This is a genomic window from Alcaligenes faecalis (genome assembly GCF_009497775.1).
In the GTDB taxonomy this organism is placed as follows: Bacteria; Pseudomonadota; Gammaproteobacteria; order Burkholderiales; family Burkholderiaceae_B; genus Alcaligenes; species Alcaligenes faecalis_D.
In genome coordinates, this window is record NZ_CP031012.1 from 3,677,147 (window position 1) to 3,697,533 (window position 20,387).

General features: G+C 58.7%; 8 protein-coding genes and 1 tRNA gene. 2 read left to right on the top strand and 7 right to left on the bottom strand.

Annotation, left to right across the window (positions count from 1 at the left end):
- Window positions 1-32 precede the first annotated feature (32 nt).
- Window positions 33-1,088 carry a tRNA 2-thiocytidine(32) synthetase TtcA gene (gene ttcA / locus DUD43_RS16950; protein WP_153231195.1) on the top strand — a complete coding sequence of 352 codons (1,056 nt, stop codon included), beginning with the start codon at window positions 33-35 and terminating at the stop codon, window positions 1,086-1,088.
- Window positions 1,089-1,245: 157 nt separating this feature from the next.
- Here ttcA and DUD43_RS16955 read toward each other — a convergent pair whose 3' ends face one another.
- The 5 genes from DUD43_RS16955 to hemA all read right to left on the bottom strand — a co-directional run bounded on the left by DUD43_RS16955 (window position 1,246) and on the right by hemA (window position 5,494).
- Complete coding sequence (locus DUD43_RS16955; RefSeq protein ID WP_080748002.1) at window positions 1,246-1,827, bottom strand: UbiX family flavin prenyltransferase; 582 nt, start codon at window positions 1,825-1,827, stop codon at window positions 1,246-1,248.
- Window positions 1,824-2,150, bottom strand: coding sequence for a Grx4 family monothiol glutaredoxin (grxD, locus tag DUD43_RS16960; RefSeq protein ID WP_094197909.1), 327 nt, complete (start codon window positions 2,148-2,150; stop codon window positions 1,824-1,826). The genes DUD43_RS16955 and grxD overlap by 4 nt, the downstream gene beginning before the upstream one ends.
- A gap of 21 nt (window positions 2,151-2,171) precedes the next feature.
- Window positions 2,172-3,038, bottom strand: coding sequence for a peptide chain release factor N(5)-glutamine methyltransferase (gene prmC / locus DUD43_RS16965; RefSeq protein ID WP_153231196.1), 867 nt, complete (start codon window positions 3,036-3,038; stop codon window positions 2,172-2,174).
- A 2-nt stretch (window positions 3,039-3,040) separates the two neighbouring features.
- Entirely contained in the window at window positions 3,041-4,120 is a 1,080-nt protein-coding gene (gene prfA / locus DUD43_RS16970) for a peptide chain release factor 1 (RefSeq protein ID WP_153231197.1), read from the bottom strand.
- Window positions 4,121-4,219: 99 nt separating this feature from the next.
- Window positions 4,220-5,494 (bottom strand): glutamyl-tRNA reductase, encoded by a 1,275-nt coding sequence (hemA, locus tag DUD43_RS16975; protein ID WP_153231198.1) that lies wholly within the window; start codon window positions 5,492-5,494, stop codon window positions 4,220-4,222.
- Window positions 5,495-5,789: 295 nt separating this feature from the next.
- Between hemA and DUD43_RS16980 the strand changes: the two genes are divergently transcribed.
- Window positions 5,790-5,865, top strand: a tRNA-Phe gene (locus tag DUD43_RS16980).
- Window positions 5,866-6,064: 199 nt separating this feature from the next.
- Here DUD43_RS16980 and DUD43_RS16985 read toward each other — a convergent pair.
- Window positions 6,065-6,715 carry an RNA polymerase sigma factor gene (locus tag DUD43_RS16985; RefSeq protein WP_153231199.1) on the bottom strand — a complete coding sequence of 217 codons (651 nt, stop codon included), beginning with the start codon at window positions 6,713-6,715 and terminating at the stop codon, window positions 6,065-6,067.
- A gap of 22 nt (window positions 6,716-6,737) precedes the next feature.
- Window positions 6,738-20,345: a filamentous hemagglutinin family protein gene (locus DUD43_RS16990; RefSeq protein WP_153231200.1), complete on the bottom strand. Its 13,608-nt coding sequence runs from the start codon at window positions 20,343-20,345 to the stop codon at window positions 6,738-6,740.
- Window positions 20,346-20,387 lie beyond the last annotated feature (42 nt).

Below are 20,387 nucleotides of genomic sequence, written 5' to 3' on the forward strand. Positions count from 1 at the left end.
GGCCACGATGACACTTCTATCCGCTTTTCCTTATGTCCCAAGACACCAGCACCCTACCCACTTCCGAAACCGATACTCCCGTGTTTGCCAGCAAGGCTGAACGCAAGCAGCGCGTCAACGACAACAAGCTGAGCAAACGCATCATGCGTGAAGTGGGCCGCGCTATCGGGGACTTCAACATGATCGAGGAAGGCGACAAGATCATGGTCTGCCTGTCCGGCGGCAAGGACTCCTACGGCCTGCTGGACGTGCTGATGACATTGCAAAAGCGCGCGCCAATCAAGTTCGACATTGTGGCCGTGAACCTGGACCAGAAGCAGCCCGGTTTCCCTGACCATATCCTGCCCGAGTATCTGGAAAAGCTGGGTGTGCCCTATCACATCGAAACTCAGGACACGTACTCGGTAGTGACGCGCGTGATTGCCGAAGGCAAAACCATGTGTTCGCTGTGCTCGCGCCTGCGCCGCGGGATCCTGTACCGTGTCGCCAAGGAGCTGGGAGCCACCAAGATCGCCCTAGGCCACCACCGTGACGACATTCTGGCCACCTTCTTCCTGAATCTGTTTTACGGCGGCCGCATGAAAGGCATGCCGCCCAAGCTGATGTCGGATAACGGCGAACATATTGTGATCCGCCCTCTGGCCTACGTGCCCGAGAAGGATCTGATCGCCTACGCCAAGCTCAAAGAATTCCCCATCATCCCCTGTAACTTGTGCGGCTCGCAGGAAAACCTGAAGCGCCAGGAAATCAACCGCATGATTGCGGACTGGGACAAGAAATTCCCGCACCGTTCCTGGAACGTGTTTGGCGCCCTGACCCGCGTGGTGCCTTCGCACCTGATGGACCCCAAGCTGCATAACTTTGCAGATCTGAAGGTGACAGGACAGGCAGACCCGGAAGGCGACAAGGGCTTTGATCAGGATTATTTTGATGATCACCTGCCCGAGAGCTTGCTGGCTGCAGGCTTTGAGGAAGACAGCGACGAGGCCACTCCGGGCGTGCGTCAGGATGCCTTCACGCCAGCTCAGCCTGCCGCTTCTGGTGAACAGCAGATTGTGTTCATGAGCAAAAGGCGCTCCGGCCAATAAACCTGGCACGCGGCTTAGCCTGAGGCTAGCCGCCGGAAGACACGCGACACGCAGGCAACAAAAAGCCCCGATATAAATCTTCAAAACCTGGGTCTTATTCCAGATACTGGTGATTTATATCGGGGCTTTTTTGCCCCCACCGAATGGCTATCAGGCCTTAGCTCGGCTTTTGCGAACCATCCCAGCGTTCACCGGGCACCTGAATATCAAACAGTTCCAGCACCCGCATCACCGTGTGATCGACAATATCGTCGATGCTTTTGGGACGCAGGTAAAACGCGGGCATAGGCGGGAAGATAATCCCGCCCATTTCCGTCACGGCTGTCATATTACGCAAATGCGCCAGATTGAATGGCGTTTCACGCACCATCATCACCAGACGACGACGCTCCTTCAAGGTAACGTCGGCCGCCCGGGTAATCAGGTTATCGGACAGACCATGCGCCACAGCGGCCAGGGTACGCATCGAACAGGGCACAATCACCATGCCGGCGGTAGGAAAACTGCCACTGGCCAAGGTTGCACCCACATCGCGGAAGCTGTGCACCTGATCAGCCAAAGCCTGGATCTCGTGCCTGCCGATATCCAGCTCATATTTGATGTTCAGCACCCCGGAAGGCGAGATCACCAAATGGGTTTCCACATCCGGACAGGACTGCAGCACTTGCAGCAGACGCACGGTGTAGACCGCCCCGGTGGCCCCGGTCATACCTATGACCAGGCGTCGCTTGGTGCTCACTCCAGAGCCCCAGCCTCGCGCAGCATGGTTTCCAGTTCGCCGTTTTCGTACATTTCAGACACGATATCCGAACCGCCGACGAATTCGCCCTTGATGTACAGCTGAGGGATGGTGGGCCAGCTGGAGAAATCCTTGATGCCCTGACGCACTTCGGCGTCGTCCAGCACGTTGACCACAACCACTTGGCTCAGGCCAACAGCGCGCAGAATCTGCACGGTGCGTGCGGAGAAACCGCACTGAGGAGCTTGAGCTGTGCCCTTCATAAACAGCACAACTGGGTTTTCCGTTACGGTTTCGCGGATGAAATCTTGAACTTCACTCATGATGTTCTCTTAAGAAAAGAATTAACACTGTCCACCTGTGACCCGCCGGATTCCTGCCAGATCCTCGTAACTGATGACCTGTTTGAACCCTGCCTGCCGCAGCATATTTTGCACATGGTCGGCCTGATCCCAGCCGTGCTCCATGAGAAGACTAGCACCCGGGCGTAGATACGGCCCGGCTCCCTGAACTATTGTACGCAAATCCGTCAAGCCGTCAGAGCCATCTGTCAGTGCCTGACGCGGCTCGAACCGCACATCGCCCTGCGCCAGATGTTCGTCATCCACTGCAATGTATGGAGGGTTGGACACGATCAGGTCAAAAGGTTCCTGGCCTGCCACGGCATCGTACCAACTCCCCAGGCAAAACTCGACTTTCCCACACAAACGCTGAGCATTTAAGCCCGCTTGCGCCAATACCAGCGTGCTGATATCACTGGCGACCACATGAGCATCAGGACGTGCCAGCGCCAGTGAAACCGCAATGGCGCCGCTGCCACAGCCCATATCCAGAATGCGGGGAGATGGAATGTTCTGCACGCGCTCCAGCGCGCGCTCGACCAGGGTTTCGGTATCGGGGCGTGGAATCAGCACCGAGGGCGACACCAGAAACTCATGGCCCATGAACTCGCGCACGCCGACGATATAAGCCATGGGCTCACCCGCCACGCGGCGGGCCTCCAGAGCCTGATAGGCTCGGATCTTGTCCAGCGGCAACTCGTCCGTGTCGTGCGCAATCAGCCAGGAGCGACCAACGCCCAGCACCTGCATCCAAAGCATGTCACGCTCCAGGCGCGGCAAAGGGCTTAGCGGCTGCAAGGCTCGCAAGGTGCGGGGAAAATCGGCAGGCGTGGCCGTTTGGGGCGCGGCCTGCTCACCGGATAAGCTCATGCTCACGCCTGTGCCAGATCAGCCAGCAAACCGGCCTGATGTTCGGACAGCAAGGCCTTGATCAGTTCGTCCAGATCGCCATCCATGATGTAGCCCAGCTTGTACAAAGTCAGGTTGATGCGGTGATCCGTCATGCGGCCTTGCGGGAAGTTGTAGGTGCGAATGCGCTCGGAGCGGTCACCCGTACCAACCAGGCTTTTACGCTCGGCAGCTTCTTTGTCGGATTGCTCACGCTGCTGCTTGTCTTTCAGACGAGCGGCCAGCACCTGCAAGGCTTTTTCGCGGTTACGGTGCTGGGAACGGTCATCCTGACACTCCACCACCAAACCCGTAGGCAAGTGAGTCAAGCGCACAGCAGAGTCCGTCTTGTTCACGTGCTGACCACCGGCACCACTGGCACGGAAGGTGTCCACGCGCAAATCAGCGGGGTTGATAGTGATTTCAGCCAGGCCTTCGGCTTCAGGCAAGACGGCTACCGTACACGTAGAGGTATGAATGCGGCCCTGGGCTTCGGTTTCGGGCACGCGCTGCACACGGTGCGCACCGGATTCGAACTTCAGGCGACCATACACATCCTGGCCCTCGATACGCACGATGACTTCTTTGTAGCCACCCACTTCCGAATCGCTGGCAGACATGACTTCCGTGCGCCAGCCGCAGTTCTCGGCGTAACGCATGTACATGCGCAGCAAATCCCCGGCAAACAGAGCACTTTCATCGCCACCGGCACCGGCACGGATTTCAATGAATACGTTGCGGGTATCGTCCGGATCGCGGGGCAAGAGCAGAATTTGCAGCTCGTCTTCCAGTTGAACGATACGCTCTTTGCCCAGCTTGTATTCTTCCTCGCCCATTTCCTTCAATTCGGGGTCGGACATCATGTCCTGCGCCGCCTGCAAATCGCCCTCGGCCGCTTCATAGGTCTTAAAAGCCGTAACGACAGGGTCCAGCTCGGCACGCTCGCGCGACAGTTTGCGAAATTCATCCATATTGCCGGCAATCTCAGGCTCGGCAAGCAAGGCATCAACTTCATGCAGACGGCGAGCCAATTGCTCAAGCCGACTGCGCATAGAGTCTTTCATAGGGAACAGCCTAAAGGGAAAATCAGAGGGTCTGGGCGCAGTTCAAAGCGATCGGGCTGCACCGCAGGAGAGTCGGTGAACAGACAAACAGCCCAAACGCTAACGTCGACGGGTGGTCGAGGGCAACAGACGAGGCAGCAGGTTCAGCAATTGCTCGCGCTCGGAACCTTCGCTGCGCGTCAATTCAGCCATAGGGCCGTGCATGTACTTTTGAGTCAGGCCATGCGCCAGCATTTCAATGACTTCTGCCGGATCATCACCACGGGCCAACATGCGACGGGCGCGTTCCAGCTCGTGCTGACGTACTTTTTCGACCGACTGCTGCACATCCAGAATGGCCGGCACAATCGCACGGGTGCTAAGCCAGTGCATGTAGTGCTGCACCTGGGTGTCAATAATGGCTTCGGCCTGAACTACAGCGGCCTGACGGGCATCGGCACCCCGTTGTACAAAGCGGCCCAGATCATCGACGGTGTACAGATACACGTCGTCCAGACGGCCTACTTCGGTTTCAATATCGCGTGGCACAGCCAGATCGACCATGACCACAGGGCGGTGACGACGCGAACGCACGGCTCGCTCCACCATGCCCAGACCCAGAATGGGCAAAGTGCTGGCCGTACAGGACACCACCACATCGAAATCAGCCAGACGCTCGGGCACATCGGCCAGCTTCATGGTGCTGGCCATAAAGCGGGACGCCAGACTTTCAGCGCGCTCCTGAGTACGGTTGGCGACCACGATGCTACAGGGGTTCACCGCAGCAAAGTGTGTGGCGCACAGCTCGATCATTTCGCCAGCGCCAATAAACAGCACTTTGGCCTGACTAAGATCACCAAACACGCGCTCGGCCAAACGAACGGCCGCCGCCGCCATGGACACCGAATGGGCGCCAATAGCAGTTTGCGTACGGACTTCCTTGGCCACCGAGAAGGTGCGCTGGAACAATTGATGCAGCAAAGTGCCTAGCGAACCGGCCTCGTTGGCGGCACGCACGGCATCTTTCATCTGACCCAGAATCTGGGGCTCGCCCAAGACCATGGAGTCCAGACCGCTGGCAACACGGAACGCATGGCGCACGGCCTCGTTCTGGTTGTAGCGATATAAATGAGGGGTCAGTTCGGCAGAGCGCAGGCTGTTGAAGTCCGCCATCCATTCGGGCAGACGTTCGGCCACATGAGGCTCGGCGGCACAGTAGATCTCGGTGCGATTACAGGTAGACAGGATGGCTGCTTCACGTACACCGGTACCAAAAGTGGCACGCAAGGTATCAAGCGCAGGCTTTAACACATCGATCGGAAACGCAACGCGCTCGCGCACGGCAACCGGCGCGGACACATGATTCAGACCGAAGGTTAGAACATCTACAGACATGAGCAGTACAGGCTATAGCCCTGAAAAGACCAAGACAGGCAATTTTGCAAACGCAAAACGCATGAAATTTAAGTGATTTTACGCCGCAAGCAGGGGTTTTGCCAAAAATGTTACTTGAATTGCCTTTTTGTGATTACAATTGCACTCCTTTATGCAGCCCACTTTTCTCTGAAAAGGGCACCCTCCTAGGGGTACGGCAAATTTGAAGTCGAAAAGATGCATAAAATTTTTGTTGTACTATGCGCACAAATCAAAAAACGTGGTATAGTTCTATTTTTACCGAGCAGTACACGTTGGCCTGGTAGCTCAGTCGGTAGAGCAGAGGATTGAAAATCCTTGTGTCGGTGGTTCGATTCCGCCCCAGGCCACCAAGAATTCAAACAAAAAGCCCAGTCAAACGACTGGGCTTTTTGTTTTTCTGCTCTGCTGAAATCTATCAACACAGCACAAGGCCACATTAGCTGGCACGAGAAGCTAATCCGCTCCCATCCTCGTATCGACAATACCGATAAAGCAAGATTATCGAGAATCTCGATATGCACCCAAAGAGGCCCTGAACAAGGGCCACTCTCAAAACCCCACCGGCTCCGCCATCCACCCGAACCCGGCACTCATGGTCGGTGGTGGTTTCACACAGGTATTGCGCCCCTGCCGCAGTTCCGTCCAGTTTCCCAGCAACGCCTGTTCGCAATGCGCCTCTGCCCGGCGCAGTTCGTTGCGAGCTTTGCTGGTAGTGACGCCGAAGCGCTCGGCCACCACGCTCAGGCTTTGCTCTTCCAGGCGGGCCGCCAGAAAGATGGCGCGGCGTTGGCGGGGCAGCAGCTCAATGGCGTAGATCAGGACTGACAGCAAGGACCGGCCGATCAGACTGGACTCCGGACCAGGCATGGGGGAAACCTGCTGGTGCTCCTCCAGTTCGTCCAAGGGCACCAGCGTGCCCCTGCCTGATTCAGCACGCCATTCATCAATAGCCAGATTACTGGCCATGCGCAACAGATACTGGCGCGGGTTGGCCACTGGCCCGATCTCCCGGCTGCCGTGCAGGCGCAGCCAGGTATCGTGCAGGGCATCGGCTGCGCGGTCGCGGCAGCGCAGCCGGATGGTCAGTTGCCGCAATAGTTCTTCGTAGTTCACCTTCAAGTACAAGCACAGTGAATACTGCGGCGTCACGCACTCCTCATTCCGCTTGCGGGTCGGCAAGGGCAGGCAAGTCGACAACATGATCAGATCTCCCAGGCTCAGGCTACAGTGTCATCCGCCGCCGCTCCTCGGGCGTCAATCGATCCAGAGCGGATTGCGGATTGGCGCCCAGTCCCAGGACCTGCACCGTACTGTCTTGGCGATACGCAGAGGCATCTATCCTGGAAGTCGCTGGGCCTGCTCCTGACGATGTGGCCCCGCCCCCTGACTGCCCTGCATCCCCAAATCCCAGAATCTGCACAGTAATGACCGAAGGCAGATTCTGACGAGCCTGAGCACGAGCGCGGTTCACGGTATCCTGCGCCGCCGAAGCGGCCGAGGATGCCGTTGCGCTGGCGTTGGTCAGCGCTCCGGTGTTGACCGTCGCCATGACCGGAATACCTTTGGACTCGCCCTGTACCTGAATATTGTCGGCATTGACCACGCGCAAGGCGGCGATATTAATATCGCCCGACACGCGAATCCCGGCCTCGCCCGCATCCACGGTTCCCTGCGGCGCAATCAAATCGATATAGCCTGGTGGAACTTCAGGAACAGGATTCAGCGTGGCAATACCCGCGCCGGTATTCGGTGTGGATGGCGACAGCGCCACGTTGCCAAACAAGTCATAAACACGACGTTGCGGGGTGTAGACCACCGTTGTCTTGCTGCCTCGACCAGCGTTGATGTCACCTGCGGCCGACCAGGCCAGGATGTTGCCACCAAAGGTCGTAAAGACCCGGCTCTGCCCCATCAAGATATCGCTTTGCGAGAAGAAGTTGATATCCCCCTCCCCTTGCGTAATCACCCCCGAGCCTGGGCCGGGGTTGAAACCACCATCAACCCCCACCAGAGCACGGCCACCGGGTGTCAGGATACTGATGTCACCACCAAAGTTGGTATGAATACCGGCATCCAGCACGTCGTAGAAGGACACGTTATAACCTGGCATTCCCAGGGCCTCCCACTCAGCTTTGGTCAGGTAATTCACCTTGGGCGTGGGTCGGTTTTTACCGCTCGTATTATTGACGTAGTCGGCGTCGTAATAGAGCGCACTGCTATACATGGTCAAGTCACCGGCATAATTCAGGGCCTTGCCTTGTGCATCCTGCTCGGGGAACAAGGTGGCAATGGCTTCGCGACCACGCAAATAGCTGCCCGCACGCTTGCTGTCCCCATCGTTGTATTCACGGCCTGACGCACGCAATTCTGCGTAGTAGACGTTACGCAGATAACTGCGCTGCTGCTCGGGTGGCAATGCATCGAAGAAGCTGCGTGCATCCATGCTGGCGGCATCGAAATGCAGACCCAAGCCGTTATCGCCCGCAAAGCGTGTTGTCAGCCAGTTGACCAGATGCAGTTGGCTCTCCAGCTTGTACTCACGCGCCAAGGGGCGGCTGGACGCGGTGCGCCCTTCTGCCAGTGCCTGATCGCGCACCAGATCCAGCTCTGTCTGTTTCTGCTCCAGGAAGTCCTGTGCACCGGCTTCGTCGCCTGCGTAGTTGAATTCGCTCTGCAACCACTGCGCCAGCGTCAGACCACCACTATAGACATACAAGGCTTTGCCCTGCTGATCCGCAAACGGCAGTTCCAGATCAGCCTGATTGTCCGGGTTCAGATAACGCGCGGCGAAGTCATCCCAATGCGCACCCTCGCCCATCCCGGCCGAGACCGAAATACTCGCACCACCGCCTCGGCTATCCGAGCCGCTCATTGCCAACGGTCCCAGACTCTTGATCTCGCCCTTGTCGGCAAGATACACATGACGTCCTGCCGACACGTCCAGCAAACCGGGGCCCAGAATATAGAAGCTGCTGTTACGCACATCCCGGCCTGCTTCCACGATGGAAATATCGTCCGCCCAAGCGTGGGTAATCAGATTGCCTCGGGTCGAGGCCGTCGAGCTCCGGCTTCCGGCCACCGCGTCTTTCTGCCCCAGACGGGTCCCGGAATCGGTAATATCACGACCCGCACGAATCGCGACCAGGACCGAGCCTTCCATACGCGAACCTTGCGAACCCGGAGGATAACCCAGCAGCACCTCCTGTCCGACACGCAGGCCCACAATGTCACCATTGACTGCGTAATACCGGGCTGGCTGACGTTGGCTTGCAGCCGTGGCCACATTCACGGGCGTGCCAAAAACAAACAGAGAGCCTGTATTTTGACGACCACCCGCATAGGAAGTTACCGCCTTGCTGGTGACCGTAAACCAGTCATTCAAGCGCATCGCGGCCAAATCCACGTTATGAATAATGCTTGGGTTCTGGCCAAACTCCCCACCACCGGTCTCGGACATCAGACCGACAAAACCGGGACGCAGCGGACTAGGCATGGCAGCCGGGTCGGCTGTTGATGCCGAGAACACATAACCCGCCCCCTGAATGGAGCCACGTGCCAGCAGTTGCAGCTCCCCGCGGCCCGTTGCATTTACAAACTGCTCGCCCATTGGGGATGGGGCCAGCACCGTGCCGAAGCCGTAACGCAACAGCCCACCTGCGGCCACGGATACACTTGCGCCACTGGCGCTGGCTCCATACAAAATACTGCCGTTGGCCGCCGCTGCTCGCAGGATAGACGGGTAGAAACTGCCATCGCCATTGTGAGACTGGTTACGGCCCGGATCGCTCCAGCGCGTGTCTTCGTACGAATTACGTTCATCCCAGGCCGTGGTCGGCGTCAGGTTGCCACCTGCGCTCAGCATGTCTACCCCAGTCGCCGGTGTCCACAAGGAAAACCAGGACCATCCATTGCCGTCATAGTGCTGACCATCTACAGAAAACGGTGTGGAATGCAGCAAGGTAGTACGGCCTGGATCGACGACGCTGCCTAGCACAAGGTCGCCACGTGTTTGCATGCGCACGGCAGAATCACCCAAGACCAAAATCGGGCCACCCGTCGCCGGGCCTCCGCCCGCCGCGTAGATATTGCCTGGCCGGGTATCCATTTGATCTGTGCCGCCAAAACTCAGCTTGATCCCGCCAATGGCCCCTGCATCCAGCGCTGTAGCTCCGCGCAGGTTCACAAAAGTACTGTTCAGATCGTATTCGTTCAGGCGCACCTCGGGATTCGGATTCAAGGTGCCTCCCAGGCGCAGAACCAGATCTCCACCGCCGGTTTGTACCAACTCACCACCCTGGGTGACACGGCCGGTACTGCCCACGACCAGATGCAGGCCCTGGCTGCGCGGAGTATGAGCCTGCTGGTTCCATGTACTGCGGATACCGCGCTGATCAAGCATGCCCGCATCGGCACCGGCTTCTACCGTCAAATTGCCACCGCCTAATGTGCCTACGCCCACAAAGCCTGTCAGAAATGGTTCATTGGAGGCCAACCAGGACTCGTAGGCATCGTATGCACCATTGGCCGCCCCTGCCACGTACGTCCCGAAATTAATCCACCAGGCACCAGGCACACCTTCCTGGGCCGATACGGCACTGCCCGTACCCTGGCGCCACAGCCAACTGCCGACCGCCGTTGAGGCAATCTGCTGACGAGTGTTGTAGAAGGTATAGCCCTGATCATTTCTGGCACTGTTATTGCCGACCAGATCACCTTTCACGCTACCTTGGGCCCGCAGCAGCACATTACCGCCGTTTTCGGGATACCAGGCTTGATACAGACTGTTTGCACCACCATCCACCAGGGATTCGAAGCGCTTGCCTTCAGCACGCAGGATAGTGCCATCAAACAATTTGCCGCGCGCCTGGTTATAGGCTTCACCCATGGAAGCGGAAGGGGTACCAGCGGTGTACACCCCGTACAGCGAATTCATTTCAATATCACCGCCGGACACCAGGTCCAGATCGCCTACACCCGTACGCAAGACGCTGAACAATTGCTCACGGGCCGCGTATTTGACATCCTCCATCTCGGGCGGAGTCGCGGGTGACAGCTCGGTAGCCATCTCACCCATTCCATAGATATTCAGTTCCGTTACGTCGGCACCGATCATTCCCCACAACAGCAACTCGTCAACCTGCTCCTGGGTCACCGGCTGTCCCTCTACCGGGACAAAGCTCAACCAGTACCCGCCGCTCAACAGGGTGACCAGCTCCTCAAAGCGGCTGACATCCCCCCATCCATAGACGGCGGGCAAACCTGTCCCCGGCACAGGCAAAGACTTTACGCCCAGGCCAAAATGGGTGTCAGCCAACATGAGACGGTGCGTGCTATCCACTTGCGTAAGGCGGCTATCGGCTGCCCTTGTATCAGCACCGGCCACCAGGCGGATATCCCAGGACTGCGAACCGGCTGCCAGCATCGGCGCCAAGGCCAAGGTACGCCCCTGGGTATCGTCGGTAGCACGTGGGCGCAGATCAATCATGGCCACGCCCCCAGGCAAAATCACATCCGTCTCTGAAGGGACCAGGGCCCCCTTATTCAGTGCCACTGGCTGACTCAACTTCATGGCGACAGGCAAAGACACTCCTTTGGGCCACCAGGTCGCGGCAATCTGCACATCTTCAGGCAGGCGGAAACCTGCCGAGAGCTGCATAGTGGCCTGCAAGACCACCGGCTCTTTCAGAACCGTGCCTGCGGCATAGAGCACTTGGCCCGAGGCATCCAGCACCGCCGCCGACAGGATCGTGCCTGCGGGCAAGGACAAGTTCTGGGCCAGGCTCATCAGACCAGGAATGACTGTGTCACGCGGAAGCGTCATCGCGCCAACGGGCACGTCGTAATTCAAGGTACGACCCGCCGCAAACTGAGTACCCGTATCCAGAGTGGCCATCCCCCCGTGCGGGATCACCAGATCACCACCAAAAGGCATGCGGCCTGCGGGCAGTACCCAGCTATCGTCATCCGAGGTCACGCCCAGGACGGAAGTATCAAAACCGTCGGTCACACTACCGAAGATCGCCAGATCTCCGGCGGCGCGCAGGACCAGAGCCCCCGCCTCGCCCGAGCCATACTGCGAGTTCTTCTGGCTATGCGGATTCACGCTGGCGTAACGGAAGCTGGACAGATCAATATCGCCGTCCACATGCAGATCACCATCCGGATTGATGGCCGCATTGCTGACAATTTCCACGCCAGGGCGCAGATGGAATTCATCACCATAAGCGCGCAGTCCGGCCAGCTTGCCTTGCATCAGGGCCTGATTCGCCAAGGCCTTGTTGATGAAGGTTTCGCTGTCCTGATGTTTCTGGCGCAGATAGTCCTGATCAATACGCTGATAGCTGCGGCCATCCACACTCAAGTCCGTACCTGGCTCGGCATCGTCGTATTGGTAGAAGGCATTGACGGCGATAGACTTGGCACCGCTGATATTAAGCGTGCCACGAGCATCAATATCCACATCATTGCCCGTTGCGCCACCCAGACGGGGTGCATTCAACGCTACTGTGCCATAGCGTGCATTGGTTCCGGCTACGCTCAAATTCATGCGCATGCCATCAGCCAGAACCAGGCGGCCCTGACCCGAATCCAGTTCGATCACAGCGCGGTTAGGTGCTGCAATTACTTGCCCGTAACTGTCACGGCGCAGAACGCTGGCGCTGGCATCCAGAACAGCAGTCCCTGCCAAGGTTACCCCGCGCTTGGCGGCCAGACGAATGCTGCCGGCCTGCTCGCCGCTGGCATCCACCTTGCCCACCACAGTCAGGCTGCCATTGTCCACGGACACATTGATTTCACGGGCTTTGAGCTCGTCGCCAATGCTCAGATCACCCTGACGCAACTGGAAGCTGCGCCCCCCCCAGAGCGAGCCTTCATTCAAACGGGCATTCAGGCCGGCAAAGTCTGCAATCTGCTGGGCGCGCGCCTCGATAAAGCCCGCAGCAAACGGCACCAGCGTGCCACCCGCATCGTAGTGTCCACTGGCAGCCCCACTGATACGGCCACGCAGATCCAGCAGGCCATCCATTGCCAGTGCCGTCAATTTACCGGCGCGGTTTTGCTGGGCCGACAGGTCAATCAGGGAAGCCGCATCCTGGATCACATTGCCGCTACGACTGTTCAGGATGACATCGCCACCCCAGCTATATTTGCTGACATCAAAGAAGCGGATGGGGCGACCTGCCATATCGATCTGCGCACCGTCACGCAGCATCACATCGCCTTGGGCAGTCAGGGTCAGCTTGCCGCTAGGGAGCAAAACAGCACTATCGAAATTCAGGTAACGGCCTGCATCCAGCATCAACTCTGCACCCAGCGATTGGGCAGCAGTTGCCGCATCGGGCTGTACGTAATCCACGCCTTCAGGACGAACGGCATGAATATTGCCACCCGCGCGGATGTGGTTGATCGAACCCGCCTGCCCGGTAAACACAGGGGTGCTGAAATTCAAATCCCCACCGTAGTAGGTCCAGTCCTTGGTGGCCTCATCCCAGGCACCACGGCTGTGATACACGGCCAAAGAGCCTTTGTGGTTGGCCGTAATGCGTTCGCTGGCATTAAGGTTCACCGTGCTAAAGCCCAGGGCCAGGCGCTCATGCGTGCCCACAGTGTCAGGCTGGCTGCGCGGGCCGTAGCCAAACTCGATCTGCTGGGCATCAATCACCAGACGACCGCTGCCTGTACCGGCACCACCTTCAACCATCGCCCCCGCGGGTGTGGTGGCTCCGTTCCAAACCAGCGTGCCTGTTTCAATACGCGCTTGCGTATTCGCATCGCCGTAGCCATAGATAGCAGGCGTACCCAGCACCAGGCGCTCCAGAACGGATTTGCCGGTGGCCGGATCAATGGTGCTCAGGTTCACATCACCGTAGAAGTTCACGGCGTCACGCGCCGTCAGCACCAGATTTTCCAGGGCCGGCGCACCCATTTGCGTGTCGCCACGCAGCAGGCGTTCCAGTACGGATTGGTTCAAGGTCAGACCCGAGGGCAAAATGCCTTTGGCTGCTGCTTGAGCCAAGGCATCCGCCCCGCCCACATTAATGCCCCCCATCGCCAGCACCAGATTGCGCGTGCCATAACGCACGGACTCATCCAGCTCAAAAGCCTTATTGGTGGACGCAGTAATCGTCCCTTCAGAATACAAACGGGTTTCACCGGAGCAGTTGGCACCCGTCGCACACGTACCTATATGCAGAAAACCCGCGCCTACCGTTCCCCAGCTGTCATCCGCGCGAGGCTCAGTCACATCCAGCCAGCCATTGCTCAGAGCCAAAACCCCTTTTTGACCGGGTTCCAGCACATAGCCTTCCGTGGAATCCCAGGGCGCAGCGCCTTTGCCCAAGGTATTGATCGTGGCGCCCTGCTCGACGGTCAAGCCTTTTTCACGATTGCCCACGACCAGGAACACCTGTGCCGCTTCCAGCACTGCCCCATCACGTACAAAAATCTCGTCGCTGCGGGTATTGCCCAGGCTGACACGCCAGGCATCACGGGTAGAACCGTACCCTTGCAAAGAGAAGGTGGAGGAAGGCGAACCACCCACGCTGATACCAGCCGCCCCCAAGCGATTGAGCATGCCGGACTCGACAGACATGCCCTCAAAACCCGCCGTAGGCGCAGCGCCATCTGCCAGAATTTCAATGCGTGGTCCGCTCAGTACCACGGTGCCGCCACGGCCCTTTTCGGCCGGGGCAAACCGGGCGACGCCTTCCGCAATCTTCAGACTGTTCGCAATCAGATCCAGCTGACGAGCATCACGCTCCAACTGTGGACGAGGCACGCTGTCGCGGGTAGCCCAGTCCAGACCGAACTGCGCGTAGGAGGTTTCGTTGTATTGGGAATACTGACGTAGTGTGTCGGCAGAGGTCAGCACGACACGGGATGGCAGATTATCGACAATGCCTGTGTTGGCAATACCCATACGGGCGGCCACGCTGTAGGAACCGTTGCGCATAGCAATAGTGCCGCCCAGGGCTGCATTGGCACTGGCTGCACCATTGATCTCAACGCGGTACGCCCCTGGCAACAAGGCATAGGTGGATGGCAGCAAGGTGTAGGTGCCTGCCGCCAGACCCGGCACGCCCGAACCTATGTGAATCTGGCGTCCCACCATGGGATCGCCTGCGCCGTTTTCAGCCGACAAGGGAGCAACAACGTGCTGGACACCGGGCACAACGGCATACACCGGATTGCTGGACAGTCCGGGCAGGATAAAACCGTTAGCCGTACTTTGAACCAGAGGGTGCAAACGGGCATCAGTAGAGCCGCCACGACCCGGCAAAAAGCCTGCACCGGTCAGCTCACCACCACCCGACAAATCCATCAGGGCGCCTTCCTGTACCTCCACACTACTGGCTTTCAAATGCAAATTGCCCAGCATGCCACCCAGACCCGCGTAGGGGGCGTCTACACCGGCATAGTTATAGGTCAGACCATCTACGGTACCGCCATAGGGCATGAGCAAGTCCGCGCCGCTGACCGAACTGATACTGCCAGGGCGCAAGACCAATGCGGTCGGGGACTGCAATCCACTGCCTACCCCTATGCCCAGTTCCAGCTGACCGAACGGTGCCAGCAGGACGCCGCCCTGCTCGATATTGGCCGACTGCAAACGCAAGGTGCCAAAGGCCGAATAAGGGGGCAGGACATCACCGCTGCCAATACGCTCAATACGCAGACTGCGTTCCGGATCAAACAGAATTTGCGAATTGTTCCACTGATCGCGCATGACATGGCGTCCAGCCAGCACTTCAGCCACAACGCCTGTACCGGGATAGATGCGGCCTGCGGCCAGCACCAGATTGCCATCGGTCAGCAGATGGGTACGGTCACCCACGGCATGCTTCAAAAAGCGCAGATCGTTCTGAGCACGCAGTTCTACCGTATCAAAACCGGGACGCGACACTTCCGCCTTGGTGGACTGCACTGTATTGCCATAGGCCCCGAAGCTTACGCGGTTGCCAATATCCAGCACGCCGGCCTCAATCAGCAGATGGGAGTCGTCCGGCAACTCCACCATCTTGCCCGAGTTGCTGGAAGGATCCTGCACAGTCGGGGTCAGGTACTTGTCGCGCGTAGCGCGGGTGACGCCAGCCAAGCGGACATGCGGGGCCGCCAGCTTGACCGTGGCCCCCAGAATGGCACCCGGTGCCAAGGCAATCTTGGGCACGGCCAGATGCAGGCTTTGCCCCATCGTCAGGTCCACACCGTTTTCAATCGACAAGACACCATTGGCCAGCAAGGCCAGGTTATCGAAACCACCACTCTGGATACGATCCACGCCAATACGGGCGTGGCCGTACTGCAAGCCCGCATCCGCACGTCCGGGCAGCAAATCAGCGGACAGGTTTTCCAGCTGCTGCTCACGCACCAGCGTCATTTCACGATGCACCAGCACGCGATCGCTAGGGCCAGCGGCGATCGAGTAATTAGGGGCTTCCAAGGCCAGGGACAGCGTGCCGCCTACCGCGTTGGCACCACCAGCCTTGGCCTGCATATCGCCATCCAGGTACAGGCCATTGAAGCTGGACAGATGAATCACGCCGCCATTGGAAGCCAACGTTTGTGCGCCCTGGCCAGGCAAGTCCACCGTGGCCGCGCTACCCGAAGCCAGCAGGCGCGCCCCTTCACGAACCACAATGAAACTGTCGATGGTATCCACGGCGGTGGCTGCTGGCTGGTACTTGTTGCCGATCTCGATACGGCCACCATCCAGCACTTTGCCGTAACGCTGGCCCTGACTATCCACCGCCATCAGTGCCTTGCCCGACACATCCAGCAAGGCCGTGCTGCCCAACCAGACTGAGCCATCGTGGCCTTTGATATGGCTGGTATCGTCACCGGAGGTGCCCAAGTCATAAATGCCAATCTTGCCGCCCGCTGCCTGCAAGGCACCCTCAACCGTGATCTGACCATTACCCTGCAAGATAATGCTCTGGCCGCTATCCACAGCAATGTGTGCGCCCTTGCCCACGGTCAGCGAAGCGCCGCTGGGGTCCACGCTTTGCTTCTTGTATAAAAAGCCGGAGCTCAAGGTCAGATCAGCACCCCCGCGCTGGCTGACGACGCCCTTTTCGGGTGACTCACTGAACTCCGGAGGCAGCCACAATGTGGCGGCTTGCCACGGGTCGCTGCCGGTAGACAATTGGCGGGCCGCAGGCAGATCCAGCTGCATGACGGGCATGTTCAGCGTGAGATTGGCACCCTCGGCCACCGCTACGCCAAAGCCGCCCACTACTTCGTAATACCCAAAACCCTTCTGGAACTGGCTGCTGTCCAGATGCAGCAAGGTATCCACCGCCACGTTTTGTGTCAGACGAGTACCTGCGCGCAACAAGGTACCTGCGGCATAGCTCAGATCCGCAGTGGCAACCGTGCCCGCTTTATACACACCGGCAGCAGGAGCAATGGCCACGCCATTGGGGAAGATCTCCGGCGACAAGACGTAATCTGTCGGAAAACTGCTCGGATTCATGATCTCCATGATCACGGTGCCTGGCGGCAAAGTCGGTGCCACACTCCAGCTATAGCCATCCACCCGTAATTGCTGACCGTTGGACAGCCACACGGTATAGCTGGCGTTTTCATTACTTGGCTTGGGCAACTGCCAGGCCGTACTCAAATGAATCCAGCTGGACGGATTGGTTTGTGTCACCTTGGGGGCACCACCGATCACCTCACCCGCTTCCGCATGGGTACGGGTGTAATGGAAATCCACGGGCAAAATCGCGCCTGCAGCGACGGTGAAACCTTCCAGAGTCACCAGATCGGCCAGCGAAGCCTCGCCTGCTTGCAAGACACCATCGCTACCGGCGACCGTCCCGCCCAGAATCACGGCATTGCCGCTTTGGAAGCGCAGCGTGCCACCACCCGCTACGCCATGCCCACGCACTTCACCTTCAAAAAACAGCTTGCCACCCATACCCGAGCCACTGGTCGGATTCGCGTCCGCCGCCAAGGTAATATTGCCGCCTTTGCCCCCTTGCACAGAACCGTCCGCCATATAGGTGGCACCCGAGGACACGTCCAGCAAGGCATGTTCTGCAACCGTCACATCGGCACTGCCGCGAACCACGATGTCACCACCATTGCGATAAGGCAGATAGCGCATGTCGCGGCCATCCAGTTCCTGATTGCCCCACAGACCACGGGCATCCAGCGTCACGCCGGAAGCGATATAGGTATGCGCAAGATGGGTAGCCGGTACATCCCCTATTTTGCTCGGCTGCCAACCATTACCGGAGCTCACCCATTTCTCCACCATATCGCCCAGCACAATACGGCCAGCGCGAGCGGTCACATCGGCATTCACATCCACTTGGGCAGCATGCAGCGCCACTTCGCCACCTAAAGCGACAGAGAAGGCGTCATTGACGGCCACGTTGTGGCTGGCGTACACCCGCAAGGCGCCCAGGCCCATTTTCGTTAACCAGTCCGAGTCCAGCGTGATGGACGAAGACGCGGCATCCGACGCATCACCGCCGTCTTGCCCGCTGGTCTTGCCAATCACCACTTTCTCGATCAAGGCACTAGGGGTGTAGCGCAGATTCTGCGTGTCCTTGTCATAAACCGGCGTCCAGCCACCCAGAATCAGCTCCGCCCGGCGAGCCACAGCGGTTTGCGATTGCTGATAACCATCCAGCCTGGGCACTGGGGCCTGAATTTGGCGCGGGCCCTGATAGGTTGCGGATTCGATATGGCCTTGCAGATCCGCCGCCTTGGTCGAGATAACCAAACGACCGGCATCACGCCCTACCGTGTAACCTTCTTCGTAGCGCTGTGTGGGTGCCAGAATCGGGTTATAGAAACTGCGGGTTTGACCCCAGCGAGCGCTGGTCTGCTGGTAGCCTTTGTACAGACCTTCGTAAAGCAGATCGCCCGGAGCGCTGTCTACGGTGTACAGGCGTCCATCCACACCCCGCAACCAGCTTTGACGAACAAATCCGCTTTGCACATCCAAGGTGCCACCGGACAGATTGATGATGGAGCCCGGACGCGTCACCACGCTGGCACCGCTGAACTGCACAGTGCCACCCTGGGCCGACCACTCACCAATACCGTGGCTGGCTACCCCCAGGTAACCGCCCACTTCCAAGAGCCCACCTGCCGTATACCAGCGGTCTTTCTCGTAGCCATTGGTTCCGGCAGGCACAAACACCAGATTGCGACGATCCAGCCAGACATCGCTGCTGCGCAGATTGTCGCCTTCGCGGTTAACCGGGGCATCACGCTGCTCGTTGCCCTGGATATTGATCTGCACATTATTGGCTTCCATCGCCACCCGCACACCCACGTGACCGGAGACATCAATCACGGCATCTTTGCGGACGTCGCTGTTCTTGGCCGCATCCACAAAGACCTGGCCGCCAGTGGCCAGGGTCAGGCTGTCAGCATCGAAAACAACATCGCCACCGCTGGCAATTTGCACCAGCGACTGGTCACGACGATGACGCATGCCATCGCCTTCTTTATCGGATTCCTTGATCAGGGCTTCACGCTGTACATCCAAGGCGGTGGCAGCGCTTTCATCCAGCACAATCGCCGTGACGCTGTCCTTGCCCAAGGTCACGCTGGACTGGGCATCGTTCTTGTTGTTCGACAAATGAATGGTGCCGCGGCTATGCACCGAGGTGCTGGCCACCAGCACGCCATCTTGCTGAATGGTGCGACCGGCCAGCGTAATGTCGCCCGTCGCGGCCTGGATCAGACCCGTGTTTTGCACCTTGCCTGCTTTATCTGCAGCGCCGGTCTGAACCACCACGGTATTGCCACGAGTGGTGGAGTTGACGTTTTCCTCTGTCCCCATCCCCTTGCGGATGATGAAGTTTTCACCCGCCGCCAAGGCAACTTGTCCGCCGGGAGTGGAGATACTGCCCGCGTTGACCACTTCCTGACCCAGCAAGAGCACATAGCCCCCGCCCTGGTTCACGGTCTCGGAGGCATGTGTGCCAATATGCGCACCAGCCTGCACTTCAATCTTGCCCTGCGCATTGGTAAAGGACGCCGTGTTGGCATCCTTGCCGTACAAGCCTTCGGTGAATTGCTTGTCGCTGATCGTGGCCGCTGCCGTCACCAGATTGCGCACGTTCACCTGCGACGAACCGCTGAACACCACGCCGTTCTGGTTCACCACCATGACGGTGCCATCACCCTTGATCGCACCCTGGATCTGGCTAGGTGCCGTGTCTGCTCCCACTACACGGTTCAACACGGCATCGGTGGCTTTTTGCTGGAACTGCACCGTGGTGTTGCGACCCACGTTAAAGCTTTCCCAGTTCAGCACCGCTTTGCTGTCGGTCTGCTTGATAGCGACGTTGTGCTGGCCTTTGTCTTCCGTATGGACAGGCCGCTCGGCTCCAGTCCAGACATGCAGATTGCCTGCAGCATCACGATCCCACACCCCGCCTTGCACATAGCCGTCCGGCACACCGGCCTCTTTGGCAGCAGCCTCGCGAGCGGCTTTTTGTGCAGCTTGCTGGGCTGCAATGGCACTGGCAGTACGACCCAGATTTTCTACCGAACGGGCCAATTGCTGGCGGGCTTCGGCATGTTGGCGTGCTGCCGAATTCAATAGGCCATTGCTGGGATCAACCATCCCGCCTTGTGCGCCGGAGACATTGCGTTCCACCGCCCCGCGCGACGCAAACCACGCGCCCGATACGGGTTGGGTTTGTGCATAAGCTTGCGCACTTAAACCACCTGTGACCAGCAAGGTCGCTATGGCTCGGGCCACCGGCGTCAGGCGGTTTCGGGACTTGTCGCGAGAAGCTCTATCGACAGGGTTTCTAGGATCAGATGACTTGGAAGACAAACTGCGTAGGCGTGGCGACATTGCTTGAGGTTCCCGGCTTAAGACTGGAGGGATTTCGTATCC

Excerpts from the sequence above, each read along its gene's own strand:
- ttcA (WP_153231195.1), top strand. The coding sequence starts at position 33 with ATGTCCCAAGACACCAGCACCCTACCCACTTCCGAAACCGATACTCCC.
- grxD (WP_094197909.1), bottom strand. The coding sequence starts at position 2,150 with ATGAGTGAAGTTCAAGATTTCATCCGCGAAACCGTAACGGAAAACCCA.
- prmC (WP_153231196.1), bottom strand. The coding sequence starts at position 3,038 with ATGAGCTTATCCGGTGAGCAGGCCGCGCCCCAAACGGCCACGCCTGCC.
- prfA (WP_153231197.1), bottom strand. The coding sequence starts at position 4,120 with ATGAAAGACTCTATGCGCAGTCGGCTTGAGCAATTGGCTCGCCGTCTG.
- hemA (WP_153231198.1), bottom strand. The coding sequence starts at position 5,494 with ATGTCTGTAGATGTTCTAACCTTCGGTCTGAATCATGTGTCCGCGCCG.
- DUD43_RS16985 (WP_153231199.1), bottom strand. The coding sequence starts at position 6,715 with ATGTTGTCGACTTGCCTGCCCTTGCCGACCCGCAAGCGGAATGAGGAG.
- DUD43_RS16990 (WP_153231200.1), bottom strand. The coding sequence starts at position 20,345 with ATGTCGCCACGCCTACGCAGTTTGTCTTCCAAGTCATCTGATCCTAGA.